Source organism: Dyella japonica, assembly GCF_040545895.1.
GTDB classification, from domain to species: domain Bacteria; phylum Pseudomonadota; class Gammaproteobacteria; order Xanthomonadales; family Rhodanobacteraceae; genus Dyella; species Dyella japonica_D.
On sequence record NZ_JBEPMU010000004.1, the window covers coordinates 478395 to 498496 of the forward strand.

Below are 20102 nucleotides of genomic sequence, written 5' to 3' on the forward strand. Positions count from 1 at the left end.
GTCGTGTACCTATAGCGGTGTCAGGTTCGCATACGCATAGACCAGCCATTTGCTGCCGCTGCTGGCGAAGTTGACCTGGATGCGCATGTGCGCGCCGCTGCCTTCGGCGCTCACCACGATGCCTTCGCCGAAGCTGGGATGGTTCACGCGCTGGCCAAGTTTCAGCGGCATGGTTTCTTCCAGCGAGATCGAGCCCGAGTTGGGTCGCGCACCGTAGAGTGGGCGACTCACCTGCACGCGCGGGCGCACCTCGTCGATGAGTTCCGGGGGAATTTCCGCCAGGAAGCGTGACGGCCGCGCGAGCATCTCCACGCCGTGCATGCGGCGCGATTCGGCGTAGGTGATGAACAGCCGCTCGCGCGCACGGGTGATGCCCACGTAGGCCAGGCGGCGTTCTTCTTCCAGGCGACCTTCGTCTTCCACGGAACGCTGGCTCGGGAACAGGCCTTCCTCCATGCCGACCAGGAACACCACCGGGAATTCCAGGCCTTTCGCCGAGTGCAGCGTCATCAGCTGCACGCAGTCGTCCCAGGCTTCGCCCTGGCCTTCGCCGGCTTCCAGTGCGGCGTGCGAGAGGAAGGCGGCCAGTTCGCTCAGGCCGGCTTCCTCGTCATCGGGCGTGAGTTCGAAACGGCTGGCGACGTTGACCAGTTCGTCCAGGTTTTCCACGCGCGATTCGGCATTGCCGCGGCTGTCCTTCTCGTAGAAGTCGCGCAGGCCGGTGTGGGTGATGGCGTGGTCGATCTGCTCGGCCAGCGCGAGCGCATCGCCCACGCCGGCACCCGCGAAGGCGCGCGCCATATCCTCGATCATCGACAGGAACGCCTTCACCGCGTTCTTCGCGCGGCCCGCCAGCTCGCTGCCGCCGCTGAGTTCGCTCAGCGAGGCTTCCCACATGGAACTGCCCTCGGCGCGTGCGCGACGGCGCAGCACGTCCAGCGTGCGGTCGCCGATGCCGCGCGGCGGCGTGTTCACGGCGCGCTCGAACGCGGCATCGTCCTGGCGATTGGAGGAGAGGCGCAGATACGCCAGTGCGTCCTTGATTTCCGCACGGTCGAAGAAGCGCTGGCCGCCATACACGCGGAAGCGGATGTCGCGCTGCATCAGCTGTTCTTCGAAGTTGCGCGACTGTGCATTGGAGCGATAGAGAATCGCGCAGTCGCGCGCCTCGCCATGCTCGGCGACGTATTCGCGGATGCGCTCCACCACGAAGCGTGCTTCGTCCTGTTCGTTGTAGGCCGCATACAGCGCGATGCGCTCGCCTTCGCCGCCGTCGGTCCACAGCTGCTTGCCGAGGCGGCCGCCGTTGCGGGCGATCACGCTATTGGCTGCTTTGAGGATGGTCGACGTGGAGCGGTAGTTCTGTTCCAGCTTGATGGTCTTGGCACCGGGGAAATCGCGCAGGAACTGCTGCACGTTCTCCACCTTCGCGCCGCGCCAGCCGTAGATGGCCTGGTCGTCGTCGCCCACCACGAACACCTGGCCGGTCTGGCCGGCGAGTACGCGTATCCACGCGTATTGCAGCGTGTTGGTGTCCTGGAATTCGTCGATCAGCAGGTAGCGCCAGCGATCGCGGTAGTGCTCGAGGATGGCCGGGTTGTGCAGCCACAGTTCGTGCGCGCGCAGCAGCAGTTCGGCGAAGTCGACCAGGCCCGCGCGGCGGCAGGCTTCCTCGTACGCCTGGTAAATCTGCACCAGCGTGCGCGTCATCGGGTGATCGCGATGCTCGATGGTGTCGGCGCGCTTGCCTTCATCCTTCCACTGGTTGATCTGCCAGGTGGCCTGGCGCGGCGGGAAGCGTGCTTCGTCCAGGCCCATTCCCGTCACCACGCGCTTGACGATGCGCTGCTGGTCGTCGGCGTCGAGTATCTGGAAACCTTCCGGCAGGCCCGCTTCGCGCCAGTGACGACGCAGCAGGCGATGCGCGATGCCGTGGAACGTGCCCACGGTAAGGCCCTGCGTACCGCCGGGGATCAGCTGATCCAATCGTGCACGCATCTCGCCCGACGCCTTGTTGGTGAAGGTGACGGCGAGGATCGCCCACGGCGAAATGCCTTCGACCTGCGTGAGCCAGCCGATGCGGTGGGTGAGTACGCGGGTCTTGCCGGAACCGGCGCCGGCGAGCACGAGGTAGTTGCCGGGAGGCGCGCAAACGGCTTCGCGCTGCGCGTCGTTGAGCTTGTCGATCAGGTGGGAGACATCCATCTTGCCTATTGTACCGGGCAGGGCAACGTCGGTCCCGCCTCACCGTCATTCCCCCTTTCGCGGGAATGACGGTGAGGAAAATGAATGTCGGCGGATCGTTTGAACTGACGCTCCGGGCCTCAGTAGTTGAGACCCGGGCTCAGCAGGTGCCAGTGCGCGATGAAGGCGATGGCGGCGAGGCAGGCCAGCAGCAGGATCGTGCCGCTGATCCGGCGCCACCAGCTCCCGCCATGGCGCCAGGCGCGCCATGTTTCCAAGGCCACCGCCAGCGTACCCAGCACGGCCAGGACGCCGATCAGTTGCAGCAGGCGAAGTCGCGTATCGAGCACCGAGGCGCCGAGCCGCGGCAGCATCAGATACCAGCCGCCCGCGAACAGCAGATACAGGATGGCCGTGAGGCGGCTGAGGCGATACCAGCGCAGGTCCTGGTCGGCCAGCGCCGAGATGTCGCGTCGACGCAGCAGCGCCACGATGGGCCACGAGAGGGCGATCAGTGCGAATACGGCGAGCATCGCCGTCACCACGCCGATGACGCGCGCGGGCGACCAGCCGGTGGCGGGCAGGTACACGAGCGAGGGCGACAGCGTATCTACCGACACCATGCCGACCTTGCCATCGCGCATGAGGGCGCCGAGGTGACGTCCCGTGGCATCGTCCAGCCACAGGTAGGGTTTCACTTCGCGCCAGTGCGCGGAGCCAAACATGGGCGCGATCAGGCTGCCGTCCGTTGCCACGCTGATGCGGGCCTGCTGGAAGTAGTCGCGCAGTGCGAGCACGTTGCTGTGCGACGTGATGCTGGAAGCGTAGCGGCCCACCAACTGCGCGGCGTGCTGCTTGTCCGTGCCCAGCGTCGCCGGTTTCAGCTGCGGCAGCGCGGGAAAATAGCGATCCGAGAAATGATTCACCAGCGGTCGCAACAGCGTTCCCGCATGGCCGCCCTGCGTGGCGATGAAGATGCCCGTATGACGTTCGGGGAACAGCGCAAGCAGGCTATGCGAACCGGCGACATCATCGCCGCCGCCGAGGATGATCTGGTCGCCGTGATCGAGATGCATGAAACCCAGCGCCATGCCGGGCAAACCGGGAATCACGGCGCGCTGGTAACCCTGCATCAACTGCACGGTCGCCTGTTCCAGCAACTGCGCATTGCCGGATCGGCCGAACTGCAGGTGCGCGATCATGAAGTGCGCCATGTCTTCGCCGCTCACCGACAACGCGCTCGCCGGCGCGGCCATGCGGAACTCGAACGGATGCGGAGCGGCTCCCTGCCTGCCGTAGTTGAGTGCCAGATCGGCCTGCAATGACGCTGGCAACGGCTGCCGGAAGCTGGCGTGCTTCATCTCCAGCGGCTCCAGCATGTGCCGTTCCATGTAGTCGTTGAACGGCTGCCCGGACACGCGCTGCACGATGTAACCGGCCAACGCCGCGCCATACGCGGAATACGCAGGCACCTCGCCCGTGTTGTAGATGCGCGCCGGCACCCATTGCTTCAACCATGCCTCATAGCGCATCAGCGAGGCGGGGTTGCCGGTGTAGCGGTCCTTGAGCACTTCTTCGAAGCCGGCGGTGTGCGTCATCAGGTCGCGCAACGTGATGGGCTTGCCGTCGCGCGGCGGCACGATGAAGTCGAGATAGCGGTTGATGTCGGCATCCAGGTCGAGCTTGTGCTTCTCGACCAGTTGCATCACCGCCGTCCAGGTGAACAGTTCGGAGATCGAGCCCACGCGGAACATCGTGGCGACAGGATCGACCGGCTTCTTCGCCGCCGCATCCGCGTCGCCATACCCCCTGGCGTACAGCAGCTCGCCGTCCTTCACCACCACGACCACGGCGCCACCGATCGCGCCTTGCCGCATCACGCCGCTCATCTCGGCATCGAGCCAGGTTTGCAGGTCGCGTGCATCGAGATCGGCTGCGCCCAGCTGCTGCACTGTCGCGTGTTTGGCTTCCGGCAGTGGCGTGATCTGGATCGGCGCCTGCGCCCACAGCGCGGCCGGCAGCAGCATCAAGGCGAACGCCGCCACCTGCCTGCGCAGCGAAAACCGGCTCATCACGGTGGACGCGATGGCGAGCATGCAAGACTCCTTGAAGCGGGCGCAGCGGGGACGAACGGCAAGTATGCACCGCCCCTTGTGTCGTGGCGTCGGCGTGGCGTCAACGCGCGTCAGGCTGTTTTCAGCTGGAAGTGTGTGCCAAGTCGCGTTTCATCTTGGCGACGACATCGGCCAGCTCGCGCACCGCGGCCTCGGAAACCTCGCGCTGCGGCGTGGTGTCGGGGTTGTTGAAGTTGCCCGCGTCGCCGATCACCTGCACCATGATGCCGTCGCTGCGCGGCACCACGCTGAGGTTTTGCGTACGCAAACCGTACCGGACTTCGGGCTGCGGTATCAGCCTTGCCGTCTGCCCGCGCACGGGGATTACCGTGTCGTCCTTGAACAGTGCACGCGCGCCGTAGCCGGTGGCATTGACCAGGGTGTGCTCGGGCAGCTGTTGCAGCTGCCCGGCATGTTCGAACTCGCGGATCTCGATCTTGCCGCCGGCCGCGAGGTATTCGCTCATCAGGTAGTTCGCGTAGCTGCTGATGTTGAACATCAGCGTGGTGTAGCGGCGCACGTACGGTTCGGGGAAGGGATGCGTGCCCGGCGCCAGTTCCGCCGGGCGTGGCGTGAGATCGCGCACGCGGTCGCCAAATTCGCCGTACTCCGGTTCATCGGACACGTCGCCGTGGAACTTGCCGAACGGTGCGTCGGCCAGCGAATAACCGTCGATCCATTCGATCGGTTGGCCCGGCAGGCCGAGCAGGCTCTGGTAACGCGCGTAGGAAAGGCGCGTCATCATTTCCCAGCGATCGGCAAGTGATGGCGCATGCGCGGCATCGCAGATGCGCGAGTCGGGCGTCCACAAGCCGGAGGCGCGCATGGAGAACACGTCCGGCGGCAGTGCCTTGGCATAGATGCGCGTGGACAGGCCCGCCTGTTGCGCGAGCAGGGCGGTGGTGAGGCCGATCGCGCCGCAGCCGATCACGCCCAGCTCTCGCGCGCCCGTGGACTGCACCATCTGCAAGGCCAGCGTGCCCGATCCCCACGACAGCGACCAGCCGCTGCCGCCGTGCCCGTAGTTGTGCACCACGGTTTTCGCGCCGACCTTCTCCATCTCGATGCGCGGCCCTTGCGCGCGAAATGGACGGGTGCACACGTAGACGCCGGTGATGCGGTCGGTGCTGGCGCGGATGGGCGCGAGCGAAGCCGGACAGCTGGCGGAGGCCGAAGGCGGTTTCACGGATGGCGCGGTGCAGGCGGCAAGTCCCGCGGTCGAGGCTGCGGCCAGCGTGGCACTGGCCTGGCGCAGGAATTGACGGCGTTCCATCGTGCGCTCTCGGGAGAGTGAAGGCGTCTAATCGTACACGCTCGTCATTCCGGCCTGCGCCGGAATGACGGGCAATCGGCCATCAGCCCTTCTTCATGAACCCACCGAGCGCAAGCAACGCTCCCACCACAACGCCTGCAATGCCTACCCACTGCGGCAGCGCCTTGTCATGCGTGGCACTGACCTTGGCCGAGCCGATCTGCACGAGGGTGTCGGTGGTCTGGTAACTGCCATGGCCTGCCAGGACATAGATGCCGCCGGCCAACAGAAGAACGCCGAGGATGATCAGCACTGCACGCATGGAAAGCTCCTTGGAAAAGGTGAACGGGCCGAAGAATCGCCAGAGCGCGTCACGCCGTTGTGAAAATGCGCCAAGTCGTTGACGCGCCACCATAGGAGCAGAGGGAGAGTGAAAAGTCGACGGCGGCGTGAAGAGGTATTGCCGCCGTCGAGAGGGGTAAGCGTATGTCTAGTCCACGCGGGCGAACAGCGCGCCATGACCGGGCAGGCTCAGGCCATCGGCGGTCGCGATGCCCTGGCTAAGCCCATGGCCGTCGACGAGCGTGAGCTTGCCCAGGCCGGCCAGCGGCAGTTCCACCGGTGCCTTGGAGAGGTTGAACGCGACCAGCAGCGTCTCGTCGCCGTGTTTGCGGGCAAAGGCCAGCACGGGTTCGGGCGTATCGATGAACTGGATGTTGCCCCAGCGCAACGCCGGCTGCGTCTTGCGCCACGCCATGAACTGGCGGAAACCGTTGAGCGTGGAATCGGGCGTGGCGTCCTGCAGCGTCACGGCCAGCGCGCGATGTTCGGCCGGCACCGGCAACCACGGATCGCCCACGCTGAAGCCGGCGTTGATGCCGCCGTTCCACGGCATCGGCGTGCGGCATCCATCGCGGCCCTTGAAGGTGGGCCAGAAGGTGATGCCGTAGGGGTCCTGCAACGATTCGAACGGCACGTCCGCTTCGGTGAGGCCCAGTTCTTCGCCCTGGTACACGCATACCGATCCACGCAGCGAGCACACCATGGCGCTCAGCAGGTTGGCGAGTTTCGGCGACGCGTTGCCATTGCCCCAACGACTGAGTACGCGCGATACGTCATGGTTGGAAATGGCCCAGCACGGCCAGCCTTCGAGCATCTGCGCTTCGAGGTTTTCCACCGTGCCGCGGATATAGCCCGCACTGAAATCATCGGTGAGCAGCTCGAAGCTGTAGCCCATGTGCAGGCGATTGCCGCTGGTGTATTCGGCGGTGGTGGCGAGCGAGTCTTCCGAGGAGATCTCGCCGATGGCGGCGACATCTTCGTACTGGTCCATCAAGGCGCGCAGCTCTTCCAGGAACGCGATGTTCTCCGGCTGCGTGTTGTTGTAGTAGTGGTACTGGAACGCGTATGGGTTGTCCGCGCTGAAGCCGCGGCCCACGCGCTTGTCTTCGGGCTTGGGCGGGTTGTCGCGCAGTTCGCGGTCGTGGAAGCAGAAGTTGATCGCGTCCAGTCGCAGGCCGTTGACGCCCTTGTCCAGCCAGTACTTCACCTCGTCGAGCACGGCGCGGCGCACGTCGGGGTGGTGATAGTTGAGGTCCGGCTGCGAGGTCAGGAAGTTGTGCAGGTAGTACTGGCCGCGGCGCGGTTCCCACTGCCAGGCGCAACCGCCGAACAGCGAGAGCCAGTTGTTGGGCGGCGTGCCGTCGGCTTTTGCGTCGGCCCACACGTACCAGTCGGCCTTGGGGTTGTCGCGGCTCTCGCGGCTTTCCTTGAACCAGGCGTGCTCCATCGACGTGTGGCTAAGCACTTGGTCGATCATCACCTTCAGGCCGAGCGTATGCGCCTTGGCCAGCAGGCGGTCGAAATCGTCGTTGGTGCCGAACAGGGGATCGACTTCGCGATAGTCCGCAATGTCGTAGCCGAAGTCGGCCATGGGCGAGCGGAAGAACGGCGAAATCCAGATCGCGTCCACGCCAAGGCTCGCCACATAGCCGAGCTTGTCGACGATGCCCGGCAGGTCACCGACGCCATCGCCGTTGGTGTCCATGAAGCTGCGTGGATAGATCTGATAGGTGACGGCTCCGCGCCACCAGGGTGCTTCACTCATTCGTTTGTCCCGTTCCCGCCCAATACCTGCGTCGCGTGTCAGGCAAATGGACCTGTAGCGAAGCGCGGGGGGCAGCTTAAAGGCAGAGCGCGAAGCGGATGCGTCGGCTGCATACGTATTCAGAAAATCGCGATATTGCGATGCAGCAGGTGGCAAAGAGATTCGATTGCCGGCAAGGAAGCTTGCGCTCGGCGAGGCGCACAAACGCACGACAAACCGCGCCACCATCCATTTTTCGAGCGTCGTGCGACGTCGCCGCAGACCGTACGCTGACAACGGGCGTGAGACGCGCACCCATTAGGATTTTGTCAAAGGTGCACAAAAAAACCAGGTCATGAATACGTATGCATAGGCCTGTTCGGCTTTTTTTGCAGCCCTACCATGGCCGCCACGCGACGGGGCCCTCCGAATGATCGGCATGCACTGGCGCGTAGCCCGCAGCGCCTGTGGGGGCGACTGCGGCAACTACAAAACCAACGATGAAGTGCAAACCCGTGGGAGGGGAAGACGGTGGAATTGAAACGTAATGTGCTGGCCCTGGCGCTGGCGTCCGGTCTTTGTTTGACGGCGAGTATTCATGCGACGCCGGCCGATGCGGGCGCGAACGCGACCGGCACTGCCGTCGCCACTGGTGCAACGAGCGCGCAGGACACCTCTGCCCAGCAGAGCGATCCCAACGCCAAGAAGGACGACCAGACCAAGCAGACGCAGGACCAGCAGCTGGCCAAGAGCCTCTCCACCATCACGGTGACGGGCTACAACCAGAGCATGGAAAAGTCGATCGACTACCAGCGCTACTCGGACACCATCACCAACGTCATCACCGCGGCCGACATCGGCGGCCTGCCGGACCAGTCCATCGCCGACGCACTGACCCGCCTGCCGGGCGTGTCCGCCGAGCGCATTGCTGGCCAGGCCTCGCAGATCAACATCCGCGGCCTCTCGGGCAACTTCATCCAGACCACGCTCGACGGTCGTGAGCAGCCCTCCACCAGCGGCAGCAACTACATCAACTTCGACCAGTACCCGTCGGAGCTGATCAACATGGCCACGGTGTACAAGTCCTCGCAGGCTTCGCTGATCACCGGCGGCGTGGGCGGCACCATTGCGCTGCAGACGGCCGATCCGCTGCTGGCGCCGAAGGACCAGAACCTCAACATCGACGCGCGCGGCAGCTACGACGGCCAGGCGCACGACGTGAGCGGCGCCAATGCCGTGGGCTACCGCCTGAGTGCGGCCTACCAGGGCAAGTTCCTCGACAACACCCTCGGCGTTGGCCTGGGCGTGGCGCAGCTGTACCAGCCGCACGTGGCCGAGCAGTTCGTGGGCGAAGCCTCGGACGGTTCGAAGTACTCGATCAACTCGCAGCCGGGCGCTGCCACGGGCTACCTGCCCGAAGGCATCCAGCTGCAGCAGAACGGCGGTGAAGAGCGCCGCACTGGCGAAATCGCCACCATCGTGTGGAAGCCCACCGACGAGCTGAAGATCACCGGCGACGGCTTCTACTCCAAGTTCAAGAACGAGTCGTTCGGCTACGGCTTCCGCTCGCAGAACTTCTACGGCAACAACACGCAGATCACCAACCCGGTGTGGAGCTCGCTGGGCACGCTGATCGGCGGCTCGGTGGCCAGCAACCCGACCACGGGCGTGGATCCGCGCACCGGCAATCCGTACGGCAACCAGTTCTCCAACGAGACCACTGCCGACAACTACTCCACCACCACCAGCGTCTTCTCCGGTGGCTTGAACGCAAAGTGGGATCACGGCAATTGGCACATCGATGCCGACCTGTCGCTGTCGCGCGCCACCAGCAACGAGATCAACGTGGACACCACGGCCGATCCGTATTCGGGCTTGGGCACGGCGAATCCGCAGTTGATGGCGCAGGCGATGAACTTCCAGCTGCGCGGCCAGAACGTGGGCACGGCGCAGTTCGCCAATCCGGGCCTGTACACCAACCTCGCCGACATGGGCTTGTCGCGTTACGGCGTGTATCCGTACATCTACCACGACAAGATGAAGGCCTTCCGCACCAGCGTGAAGTACGACATGCCCAACAGTTCGTGGCTGTCCGCGCTGGAAGCGGGCGTGTACATGAACAACCACACGTACAACGCCGATCGCGAAGCGTACGTCTATGGTTCGGAATGGAACACTTCGCCGGTGGCTGGCCAGCCGCCGCTGAGCATTCCCTCCAGCGCCGCCAAGGTGACCTGCTGGAAGGGCAAGTTCTCCGGCTTCCCCTGCTTCCTGACGCTCAATGGCCCGGCGATTCTTGCGGCCCATGGCATCAACGCCAACCCGGTGAAGAACATCACCGACCAGAGCTGGACGTATGTGCAGAGCGGTGAAGTGGCCGAGAAGACGCGCGACATCTTCCTGCAGGCGGATATCGATGCGCAGAACGTGTTCGGTCATGAGCTGAGCGGCAACGTGGGCATCCGCGTGTCGCACCAGTCGCAGTACAGCATGGGCCTGCAGCAGGTGGGCAACGGTGCGGGCATCCCGATCACCGACGGCAACGGCAACACCAGCTCCGACTACGCGCCGCTCACCGTCGGCAAGACCTACACCGACTACCTGCCGTCGCTCAACCTGATCTATCACCTCACCGACGATGACATGATGCGTTTCTCGGCGGCGAAGGTGTTGTCGCGTCCGCCGATCGACAAGATGCTCGCCGGTTCCGGTTCGTGGGTGTCCAACGGCCAGTACAACGTGTGGGGCGGCACCAGCCCGCTGCTCGATCCGCTGCGCGCCACGCAGTACGACCTCGACTACGAACACTACTTTGACGATTCCACCGGTCTGCTTACCGCCGGCGTGTTCTTCAAGGACGTGAAGTCGTTCGTGCAGGACGTGACGTACAACAATTACGACTTCGCTGCGGCCGGCATTCCGGTGCCGATCGATCCGACCACCGGCAAGCAGTACCTCAACGGTGAGTACCAGACGGCATACAACGCCAAGGGTGGCTTGGTGCGTGGTCTGGAACTGTCCGGTTCGAAGACGCACTTCCTGCCCGGTATCTGGGCTGGCCTGGGCGTGCAGGCGAACTTCGCGCTGACCTCCAGCACCGTGCGCAACCCGACCAACCTGGGTGGCCCGACCACCTACGTCGGCCTGCCCGGCTTGTCCAAGCGCGTGGCCAGCGCGGCGGTGTTCTACGACTACGGTCCGTTCTCGGCACGTGTGTCGGGCAACTACCGCTCGTCGTTCCTGTCCGATACGCAGATGGCCGTCAGCAACCAGCTGGTGACCTTCGCGGCCGAGACGGTGTACGACTTCCAGGCCTCGTACGACATCACCCAGCAGTTCAAGGTGGTGTACCAGATGCTCAACCTGACGAACCAGCCGACCCGTACCTACTTCGGCGGCAACCCGCAGCAGACCGGTACGATCCAGTACTTCGGACGCACCAGCTACCTCGGCGTCGAGTTCAAGCTGTAAGCCACGAATCGCGCCGGTCTCGAAAGAGGCCGGCGCGATGCTTTTGGGGCCATGCCGACTGATCGGCACGGCAAATACACACCGCGAGGCCCGGCGTAGCGGTTTCCGGTCCGATGCGATAGTTGCGTTCCGGTGTACCGTTCCGTCGATGGCCAGCGGCTTTCGAATGGAGCACAGCATGTCCCGGAATCGCCTGTTCAGTTCTCTTGCGTTCGCTCTTTCCTTCGCGCTCGGTGCCGCTACGACGAACGTAAGCGCGGCCGATGCAACTCCGGTTCCCGCGTCGACGGCGCAGCAGCCTTCGGGCGTCTACTACGAAATCTTCGTGCGCGCCTGGTACGACACCAACGGCGACGGCATCGGCGATCTCAACGGTGTCACCGCCAAGCTCGATTATCTGAAATCGCTGGGCATCAGCGGCATCTGGCTGATGCCGATCAACAGCTCGCCCAGCTATCACGGCTACGACATCACCGATTACTACGGCATCAACCCGCAGTACGGCAGCACGGCCGATCTGGAAAGACTCGTTGCCGAAGCGCACAAGCGCGGCATCGCCGTGACCATGGACATGGTGATCAACCACACCGCCAAGGACCATCCGTGGTTCGTCGATGCGCAGCACGCCGATGGCGCGCATCGCGACTGGTACAGCTGGACGTCCAAACAACCCGACCTCAAGGCCATCAGCGCCACCGATACGCCGATCTGGCATGCGGGCGACGACGGCTGGTACATCGGCGTGTTCGGCGGCCACATGCCCGACCTCAACTACGACAATCCGGCCGTGCGCGCGGAGATGATCAAGGTCGGCCAGTACTGGCTGGGCAAGGGCGTGGATGGTTTCCGCCTGGATGCGGCCAAGCACATCTATGTCGACTTCAAGTCGGACGTGCACAGCGCCAAGGCGCTGGAGAAGAACGTGGCGTGGTGGACCGAATATCACGACGCGCTCGCCAAGACGAACCCCAACGTGACCCTGGTGGGCGAAGTGAGCGCCACTTCGCCGAAGGAACTTGCTCCCTATCTCAAGCCGCTGGGTTCGATCTTCGATTTTCCGCTGGCCGAGCAGCTGATCGTGAGCGCCAGGAGCGAGCGTGCAGGTCAATTGAGCAATCTGCTCAAGGCCACCTACGACGCGTACAAGGCAGCGGGCGACACGCCGCATATTGACTCCACCTTCCTGTCCAATCATGACCAGGAACGTGTGATGAGCCGCCTTAACGGCAACCTCGATCACATGCGCATGGCCGCCGCGATGCTGCTGACGCTGCCGGGCCGTCCGTATATCTATTACGGCGAAGAGCTGGGCATGGAAGGCAAGAAGCCCGACGAAAACCTGCGCGAGCCGATGCGCTGGACGCGCGAGGCCGGTCCGGGCGAGTCGCGCTGGAAGCCTTCGAGCGTGAACCAGGGGCAGGGCGTGTCCGTGCAGGCGGAGCAGGACGATCCGGCCTCGCTGTACAACACCTATCGCACCCTGATCGGCTGGCGCGCGCAGAACGGTGCGCTGCGCGACGGCGACCTGACCGTGGTCGCCACCGGCCTGCCCAACGTGGTCGCCTACTGGCGCAACGACGGCAAGCAGAAACTTTTGGTGGTGCACAACCTTTCCGGCAAGAGCGCAGTGTGGAAACCTAAGGGGGATCTGCTGCCCAAGGACGCCACCGTGCAATTGACCACCAAGCCCCAGGCCGCGCTGGAACACGGCGCGCTCCACCTGCCCGCCTACACCACCGTGGTGTTGCACTGATGCGGGCGCGGCTGCTCGCGCTGGCGCTGCTCTCGGCCATGGCCATCACACCGGTCGCCGTGGCCGCGCGCAATGATGCCAGTGCCGATCGCATGGAACTCACGCTACCCGGTGGCAAGCTGGAACTGCGCCTGCTGGCGCCGGGCATCGTGCAGTTGCGTGTCGACGGCACGCGCGAGCCAGCCACGCCGGTCATCGACGCGCAGGCCAGCTTCGATCCGGTCGAAGTGACGCGCGAAACGCAGGGCGATGAGCAAATCCTGCGTTCCGCGCAGCTTGCGCTGCACTGGAATCCGCATCGCGCGGAATTGCGCGTGGAAGATCCCGCCGGGCATCTTCTGCTGAGTGCGGATCTCTCGCACGCCATCGATGGCCGCTGGGTGGTGCGCCATGCCAAGGGCGATCCGCAGTACGGCATCGGCGGCCTCAATGCGTTCGATCCGAAGACCGGGGACCTGCTGCGCCAGGGCAAGCAGATCGCCACCGCCGGCGCGCAGGGCCACACAGGCGCGCCGTTCGTATGGAGCACGGCGGGCTATGGCGTGCTCGCCGATGCGGAGCCTGCGCAGTTCGATCTGAGTGGAACCGACATCGCCATCCAGTCCAGGCAGGCGAAGGTTCACACCATCTACCTGATGGTGGGCGCGCCCGACGCGTTGTTCGCCCAGCTGCGACAGGTCAGTGGCGCCGCGCCGATGTTTCCCAAGTGGGCGATGGGTTTCACCAACAGCCAGTGGGGCATCGACCAGAAGGAAGCGCTGACGCTGGTGGATACCTACCGCGCCAAGCACATTCCCATCGACAACTTCACCTTCGACTTCGACTGGAAGGCGTGGGGCGAGGACATGGGCGAATTCCGCTGGAACACCGACAAGTTTCCCGACGGTCCCGACGGCAAGCTCAAGCAGCAGATGGATCAGCGTGGCATGCACATGACCGGCATCATGAAGCCGCGCGTGCATGTGGACACGGTGGAAGGACGCGACGCCACCGCGCGCGGCTACTGGCTGGCGCAATCGAAGGAGGCGCCCGACTATTTCTCGCACAAGCCCGTGCGCGACGTGGACTTCGACAAACCCGAAGTGCGCGCGTGGTTCTTCAACGACGCGCTCAAGCATTCCTTCGCCACCGGCATCGTGGGCTGGTGGAACGACGAGGCGGACGACAGCGGCGTCGACACGCAATTCCTCAACATGCAGCGCGCGCTGTACGACGGCCAGCGCAGCATCAGCGACCAGCGCGTGTGGTCGATCAACCGCAACTTCTATCTCGGTTCGCAGCGCTACGCCTATGGCGTGTGGTCGGGCGATATCCAGAGCGGCTTTGCCAGCATGGCGGCACAGCGCCAGCGCATGCTCGCCGCGTTCGACGTGGGCGCCATGCATTGGGGCATGGACGGCGGCGGCTTCAAGGCGCCGATGCCGTCACCCGAGAACTATGCGCGCTGGATCCAGTTCGGCGCATTCACGCCGGTATTCCGCGTGCATGCCGATTTCGGACAGAAGCGTCAACCGTGGGTCTACGGCCCGGTCGCGGAGAAGGCCGCCACCGAGGCGATTCGCCTGCGCTATTCGCTGATTCCGTACATCTACAGCTACGAGCATCACGCGCATGCCGACGGCGTGGGCCTGGTGCGTCCGCTGCAGTTCGTCTATCCGCAGGATGCGGCGCAGCGTGATCGCATCGATGCATGGATGTTCGGCGACTACCTGCTGGTGGCGCCGGTGGTGGAGCAGGGACAGACAGTGAAGCGCCTGCAGTTGCCGCATGGCCGCTGGGTCAACTGGTTCGATGGCAAGACCTACGAGGGCGACCGCGAGATCACGCTCAAGGTCGATGCAGCGGACTGGAGCGACATCCCGCTGTTCGTGCGCGAAGGCGCGATCATTCCGCAGCAGCCGGTGATGGACTATGTGGGCCAGCAGCCGGTGACGTCGCTCGATGTGCAAGTGTTTCCATCGAATGCCGAAACGCGTTTCGACGTCTACGACGACGACGGCGAAACCTACGGCTACGAGAAGGGGGCTTACTTCCTGCAGGCGCTGTCCGTGCGTCGCGAAGGTAACGTGGTGGACTTCCGCGCGGCGGCTCCCGCCGGCGCGTTCCATCCAGCTCTTGAGGACTATGTGGTGGCGATCCATGGCGGCGCCTCCAGTGCAGTCACCATCGATGGCAAGCCGCTGACGAAGGCGACTGGTGTCGAGGCGCTGCGTGCAACGCAGGGCGAGGGCTGGGCGCAGGGTCATGACCGGTTTGGCGAGGTGACGTACGTGAAGATCGAAGCAGGCAGGGCGACGAACATCCAGCTCACCACGCCGGCGGTGCAGCCGTGAGGGGCGCAGGCATGCGTCGTGCGCGCATCGCATTGGCCTGCGCAGCCGGGTTGATCGCGGGCGCCGTGCAGGCCCAGGCCATCACCGCCAAGGGTGACGTGAGCTGGAACGGCAAGACGACGAGCATGAGCGCGCAAGCCGAGGGCAGCTTCGTACTGCACGCGCCTGCGGGTGATCGCAGCATTGCGGCGCAGAAGCTGCGCGTGCATACGGCCAGTCCGCTGTTCGATGGCCTGTTCGCCATGGCACAGGATGATCTCGGCCACGATTCGGTGTCGGCCATCAAGGATGGCGCCTACGACCACGGACGCGAGATTCCCTGCGTGTGCTTCGCCACCGGCGACAAATGGCCCTACGTGTGGACTCGCGACACGTCGTATTCCATCGACTTGTCACTGTGGCGCATTGATCCGGAGCGTGCGCGCAACTCGCTGCGTTTCAAGCTGTCCGACGTGCGCGAGCCATCGGTGCCGCAAGGCCTGTATGTGATGCAGGACACCGGCTCCGGCGGCAGCTGGCCGATCAGCACCGATCGCGTGGTGTGGTTCCTTGGTGCGCGGCACTTGCTGGACGATGCTTCGTTCGCCGACGACACCTGGCGCGCGTTGAAAGACACGTTGGCGCAGGATCGGCTCTATGTGTTCGATGGCCGGCTTGGCCTGTACCGCGGCGAGACGTCGTTCCTCGACTGGCGCGAGCAGACCTATCCCGCATGGACGGAAAAGGACGTGCGCTACATCGGCGAGTCCTTCGCGCTCTCCACCAACGTGCTGCACTACCAGGCGTTGCAGCTGGCGGCGCAACTGGCCGACAAGAAGCACGATGCTGCCGCGAAGGACTATCGCGCGCAGGCCGATGCGCTGAAGCAGGCGATCAATGCGCATTTCTGGCGCGCCGATCGCGGCATGTACATGAGCTACCTCGGTCCCGCGGCGATGCCGGTCGACAGTTACGATCTGCTCGGCATCGCGCTCGCCGTCACCACCGGCGTTGCCGATACGGCGAGGGCGCGACAGGCGCTCGCGAACTATCCGGCATGGCCGGCTGGCAGCCCGGTGATCTGGCCCGAGCGCAAGGATCAGCCGGTCTATCACAACCGCGCGATCTGGCCGTTCGTGAGCGCCTATTCGCTGCGCGCCGCGCGCACGGTGAACGATGCGCCGCGCATCGTGCACGAAATGGATTCGATCCTGCGAGGCGCGGCGCTCGCTTCGTACAACATGGAAAACTACGAGCTGGTCTCGCAGGCCGTGCATGTGGACGAAGGCAAGCTCAGCGGCCCGGTGGTGAATTCGCCGCGCCAGCTGTGGTCGGTGGCGGGTTACCTCGACATGGTGATCACCGGCGTGTTCGGCGTGGGTGACGACGGTCGCATCGATCCCAAGCTGCCCGCGTCGTGGGTGGCGCCGCTGTTCGGCGACAAGCCGAGCATCACGCTCGATCTCGCGGGCCAGCGCGTGACGCTGGTGCGGCCGGCGAAACTCGATGGTGATTTGCTGGTGGCGCAGTCGCAACAGCGCAAGGGCAACGAAACCACCGTGCAGTTGAAGGCCATGCATTCCGGTGCGAAACCCTTGCGCATGAACGCGCCCCTGTTCGGACCCGAGATGCCGGACGCTCCTGTCGTCGCCGCATCGGCCAAGGGCTGGCAAATCAGTTTCGAGGGCAAGGGCGTGCTGTATCTGGATGGCCGTCGCGTGGGGCCGATCGACGGCAGCCTTGCGGTGCCGAAGGGTACGTCGCGCCAGTGCTTCCAGCTCACCCGCGTGGGCGACGGCGGGCTCGAATCACTGCCCAGCGCGGCCACCTGCAAGGGCGACGAAGCGCGTCTGGCCGGTGCCGGCCCGTGGGAGTGGAAGGCGACCAGCGATGGCGATACGAATGTGTCGTTCGACTACATGAACAACCATGGCCCTATTCAAACCGGTGTCACGGCCGCCGTGAAACTGCTGGACGTGTCGTGCGATGGTGCAGCGCCACAGCGCATTCCGGTCGTGATGCCGCATAGTGTGGGCACGCAGCGCTCCACCACGGCCACGTTCTCGGCACGGGCGGGCGCGCTTTGCCGCTTCCGCCTGGATCAGGGATTCAACATGAGCGACCTGCGCCACAACGCGCACTACACCGGCGAACAGGGCGGGGCCACGGGCCCCGTGAACGATGCCAGCGTCGAGGCGATGCTGCTGTCGCCATTGCCGGGAACGTCCACGCCATGACGCGCAAGCCCGAGCTGTCGTTCTGGCAGATCTGGAACATGTGCTTTGGTTTCCTGGGCATCCAGTTCGGCTTTGCGTTGCAGAACGCGAACGTCAGCCGCATTTTCCAGACGCTGGGCGCGGACGTGGGCGACATTCCCGCGTTGTGGATCGCCGCGCCGTTCTCGGGGTTGCTGGTGCAGCCGGTGATCGGCTATCTGTCGGATCGCACGTGGACGCGGCTGGGCCGTCGCCGGCCGTATTTCCTCATCGGTGCCGTGCTCACCACGCTGGCCCTGCTGTGCATGCCCAACTCGCCCGTGTTGTGGGTGGCAGCGGGCCTGCTGTGGATCATGGATGCCTCCATCAATATTTCGATGGAACCGTTCCGCGCCTTCGTGGGCGACCAGTTGCCGCCACGGCAGCGACCGCTGGGCTATGCGATGCAGAGCTTCTTCATTGGCGTGGGCTCGGTGGTGGCGTCGCTGCTGCCATGGCTGCTGGCCAAGCTTGGCGTGAGCAATGTGGCGGGCGAGGGCGCCATTCCCGACACGGTGAAGTACGCGTTCTATCTCGGCGGCGTGGTGTTGCTGGTGTCGGTGCTGTGGACGGTGCTGACCACGCGCGAATATCCGCCAGGCGAGTTGGAAGCCTTTAGCGATGGCCCGGTGGAAACAGGCGTTGTCCACGCATCCCGCGCATGGCGCTTTGGCGCGGTGCTCATCATCGCGGGACTCGTGCTGCTGGCGGCGATTCGCCATTACGCGCTGGAGAAAGAGCTGTATCTGCTTGCAGGCGGCCTGGTGCTGTTTGGCGGGTTGTTCTCGTGGCTTTCCTTCACGCGCAGCAGCGGCATGCTGCGTCAGGTGATGGGCGATCTCTATGGCATGCCGGAGACGATGCGCCGTCTCGCCGTGGTGCAGTTCTTCTCGTGGTTCGCGTTGTTCGCGTTGTGGATCTACACCACTGCGGGGGTGACCTCGGTGCATTACGGCACCACTGACACGCATTCGGCCGCCTACAACGAAGGCGCCAACTGGGTGGGCGTGTTGTTTGCCGCCTATAACGGCTTTGCCGCGGTGGCTGCTGCGGCGATTCCCTGGATGGTGCGTCGCTGGGGCTTGCGCACCAGTCATCTGGCCAATTGTTGGCTGGGCGGTGCGGGCCTGTTGTCGTTCCTGGTGATCCGCGATCCGCAGTGGCTGCTGCTGTCGATGGTGGGCGTGGGCTTTGCGTGGGCGTCGATCCTGTCGCTGCCATATGCGCTGCTGTCGGACAACCTGCCGGCCGCGAAGATGGGCGTCTATATGGGCATCTTCAATTTCTTCATCGTGATCCCGCAGCTGATGGCGGCGAGCGTGCTGGGCCTGCTGCTGCGCCTGTTCTTCCACGGGCAGCCGATCTGGGCGCTGGCGATGGGCGGTGCGAGCCTGATCATTGCGGGGCTGTGCACGCTGCGTGTGGCCGAGCCTTCCACGCAGTGGTCGGCGGCGCCCGCAAGCAGCAAATAATTCAGCGCTTCAGGCTGGATTTGCGCACGATCAGCTTCGCCGGCAGCATGCCGCTTTCGGCGGGCTCGCCGCGGATCAGCGCGAGCAGGTTGTCCACCAGGATTTCGCCGGCCAGCTTGGTGTCCTGCAACACGGTGGTGAGCGGCGGATTGACGAAGCTGGCCATCGGAATGTCGTCGAAGCCAGCCAACGCCACATCTTCCGGCACCTTCAGGCCGTGGTCGGCGAGGGCGCGCATGGCGCCGATGGCGATCAGATCGCTGGCGGCGAACACGGCATCGAAGGCCACGCCCCGCGCCAGCAACGTTTCCATCGCGTCGTAGCCGGAGCGCTCGGTACTTTCGGCGTTCACCTGCAGCAGCGCTTCCGCGTCCAGGCCCGCGTTGCTCAGGGCGCGCGCATAGCCGCGGTAGCGATCGAAGAATTCGGGGTAATGACTGGAGGCGTCGCCGAGGAAGGCGATGCGCTGGCAGCCCTGCTCGAGCAGATGCGCCGTCACGTCGCGCCCGCCGCTGATGTTGTCGCAACCCACCGACACATCCGGCTGGTCGGGCAGCACCGCGCCCCAGCGCACGCAGCGCGTGCCCTGGTCCACCAGTTTCTGCAGCTTGTCGCGCGTGGCCAGGTAGTCGCCGTAGCCGAGCAGGATGATGCCGTCGGCTTTCTTGCTGTCCGCGTAGTCGGCGTGCCAGTCGCGGGAGAACTGCTGGAAGGAGATCAGCAGGTCGTAGCCGCGCTGCGCGCTGGCGCGCGTGATCGAGCCGAGCATCGAAAGAAAGAATGGATTGATGTGCGACTCGTCGGCGGTCGGATCTTCGAACAGCAGCAGGGCCAGCGTGCCGGTGTGCTTGGCGCGCAGGCCCGAGGCGTTCTTGTCGACCTTGTAGTTCAGCTCTTCGACCGCCGCCTGGATGCGCCGGCGGGTTTCCTCGTTGACCAGCGGACTGCCGCGCAACGCGCGCGACACCGTGGACTGGGAGACCCCGGCCAGGTGGGCAATATCGAATGAGGTGACTTTTCCCTTGATCTGCACGCAGCGGTGACTCTTGAGTCCGTGCGCAGATCCTAGCGGCTTGAGTGCTCGCTGTCCTTTCATGCGCCACATCGGGCGACGGGCATAAAAAAGCCCCGAGGATTAGGGGGGAATCCTCGGGGCCGGGGTGGAAGCGAAACCCAGGGGAGAGGTTCGCTTACCGTTTGGGC

General features: G+C 64.7%; 11 protein-coding genes. 5 read left to right on the forward strand and 6 right to left on the reverse strand.

Annotated elements, in window-relative coordinates; all coding sequences use genetic code 11:
• Positions 1-9: 9 nt before the first annotated feature.
• The 5 genes from uvrD to ABIC75_RS15485 form a co-directional block, all read right to left on the reverse strand.
• Positions 10-2205, reverse strand: a complete 2196-nt coding sequence (uvrD, locus tag ABIC75_RS15465; protein WP_354014772.1) for a DNA helicase II — start codon at positions 2203-2205, stop codon at positions 10-12.
• A gap of 119 nt (positions 2206-2324) precedes the next feature.
• Positions 2325-4280 carry a serine hydrolase domain-containing protein gene (locus tag ABIC75_RS15470; protein WP_354014773.1) on the reverse strand — a complete coding sequence of 652 codons (1956 nt, stop codon included), beginning with the start codon at positions 4278-4280 and terminating at the stop codon, positions 2325-2327.
• A 100-nt stretch (positions 4281-4380) separates the two neighbouring features.
• A complete protein-coding gene (locus ABIC75_RS15475) occupies positions 4381-5571 on the reverse strand; it encodes an FAD-dependent oxidoreductase (protein WP_354014774.1) in 1191 nt (396 codons plus the stop codon).
• Between the two features lie 82 nt (positions 5572-5653).
• On the reverse strand, positions 5654-5872 hold the full coding sequence (locus tag ABIC75_RS15480) for a hypothetical protein (RefSeq protein WP_354014775.1): 219 nt from the start codon (positions 5870-5872) through the stop codon (positions 5654-5656).
• A 168-nt stretch (positions 5873-6040) separates the two neighbouring features.
• The gene (locus tag ABIC75_RS15485; protein ID WP_354014776.1) at positions 6041-7657 is read right to left on the reverse strand and encodes an alpha-glucosidase family protein; all 1617 of its coding nucleotides are present in this window, start codon (positions 7655-7657) and stop codon (positions 6041-6043) included.
• A gap of 510 nt (positions 7658-8167) precedes the next feature.
• Here ABIC75_RS15485 and ABIC75_RS15490 point away from each other — a divergent pair.
• The 5 genes from ABIC75_RS15490 (at position 8168) to ABIC75_RS15510 (ending at position 18899) form a co-directional block, all read left to right on the forward strand.
• Positions 8168-11107, forward strand: a complete 2940-nt coding sequence (locus ABIC75_RS15490) for a TonB-dependent receptor (protein ID WP_354014777.1) — start codon at positions 8168-8170, stop codon at positions 11105-11107.
• Positions 11108-11285: 178 nt separating this feature from the next.
• Entirely contained in the window at positions 11286-12860 is a 1575-nt protein-coding gene (locus tag ABIC75_RS15495) for an alpha-amylase family glycosyl hydrolase (RefSeq protein ID WP_354014778.1), read from the forward strand.
• Positions 12860-15193: a glycoside hydrolase family 31 protein gene (locus ABIC75_RS15500; RefSeq protein ID WP_354014779.1), complete on the forward strand. Its 2334-nt coding sequence runs from the start codon at positions 12860-12862 to the stop codon at positions 15191-15193. The genes ABIC75_RS15495 and ABIC75_RS15500 overlap by 1 nt, the downstream gene beginning before the upstream one ends.
• Before the next feature lie 11 nt (positions 15194-15204).
• Complete coding sequence (locus ABIC75_RS15505) at positions 15205-17409, forward strand: Six-hairpin glycosidase-like protein (protein ID WP_354014780.1); 2205 nt, start codon at positions 15205-15207, stop codon at positions 17407-17409.
• Entirely contained in the window at positions 17406-18899 is a 1494-nt protein-coding gene (locus ABIC75_RS15510; protein ID WP_354014781.1) for an MFS transporter, read from the forward strand. Before ABIC75_RS15505 ends, ABIC75_RS15510 begins: the two co-directional genes overlap by 4 nt.
• A gap of 1 nt (position 18900) precedes the next feature.
• Here ABIC75_RS15510 and ABIC75_RS15515 read toward each other — a convergent pair whose 3' ends face one another.
• Positions 18901-19926: a LacI family DNA-binding transcriptional regulator gene (locus ABIC75_RS15515; protein WP_354014863.1), complete on the reverse strand. Its 1026-nt coding sequence runs from the start codon at positions 19924-19926 to the stop codon at positions 18901-18903.
• Between the last annotated feature and the right edge of the window lie 176 nt (positions 19927-20102).

Bases quoted from the DNA above. Each gene is read 5' to 3' on its own strand.
- ABIC75_RS15500 (WP_354014779.1), top strand. From the start codon at position 12,860: ATGCGGGCGCGGCTGCTCGCGCTGGCGCTGCTCTCGGCCATGGCCATC.
- ABIC75_RS15495 (WP_354014778.1), top strand. From the start codon at position 11,286: ATGTCCCGGAATCGCCTGTTCAGTTCTCTTGCGTTCGCTCTTTCCTTC.
- ABIC75_RS15505 (WP_354014780.1), top strand. From the start codon at position 15,205: ATGCGTCGTGCGCGCATCGCATTGGCCTGCGCAGCCGGGTTGATCGCG.
- ABIC75_RS15480 (WP_354014775.1), bottom strand. From the start codon at position 5,872: ATGCGTGCAGTGCTGATCATCCTCGGCGTTCTTCTGTTGGCCGGCGGC.
- ABIC75_RS15470 (WP_354014773.1), bottom strand. From the start codon at position 4,280: ATGCTCGCCATCGCGTCCACCGTGATGAGCCGGTTTTCGCTGCGCAGG.
- uvrD (WP_354014772.1), bottom strand. From the start codon at position 2,205: ATGGATGTCTCCCACCTGATCGACAAGCTCAACGACGCGCAGCGCGAA.
- ABIC75_RS15475 (WP_354014774.1), bottom strand. From the start codon at position 5,571: ATGGAACGCCGTCAATTCCTGCGCCAGGCCAGTGCCACGCTGGCCGCA.
- ABIC75_RS15510 (WP_354014781.1), top strand. From the start codon at position 17,406: ATGACGCGCAAGCCCGAGCTGTCGTTCTGGCAGATCTGGAACATGTGC.
- ABIC75_RS15485 (WP_354014776.1), bottom strand. From the start codon at position 7,657: ATGAGTGAAGCACCCTGGTGGCGCGGAGCCGTCACCTATCAGATCTAT.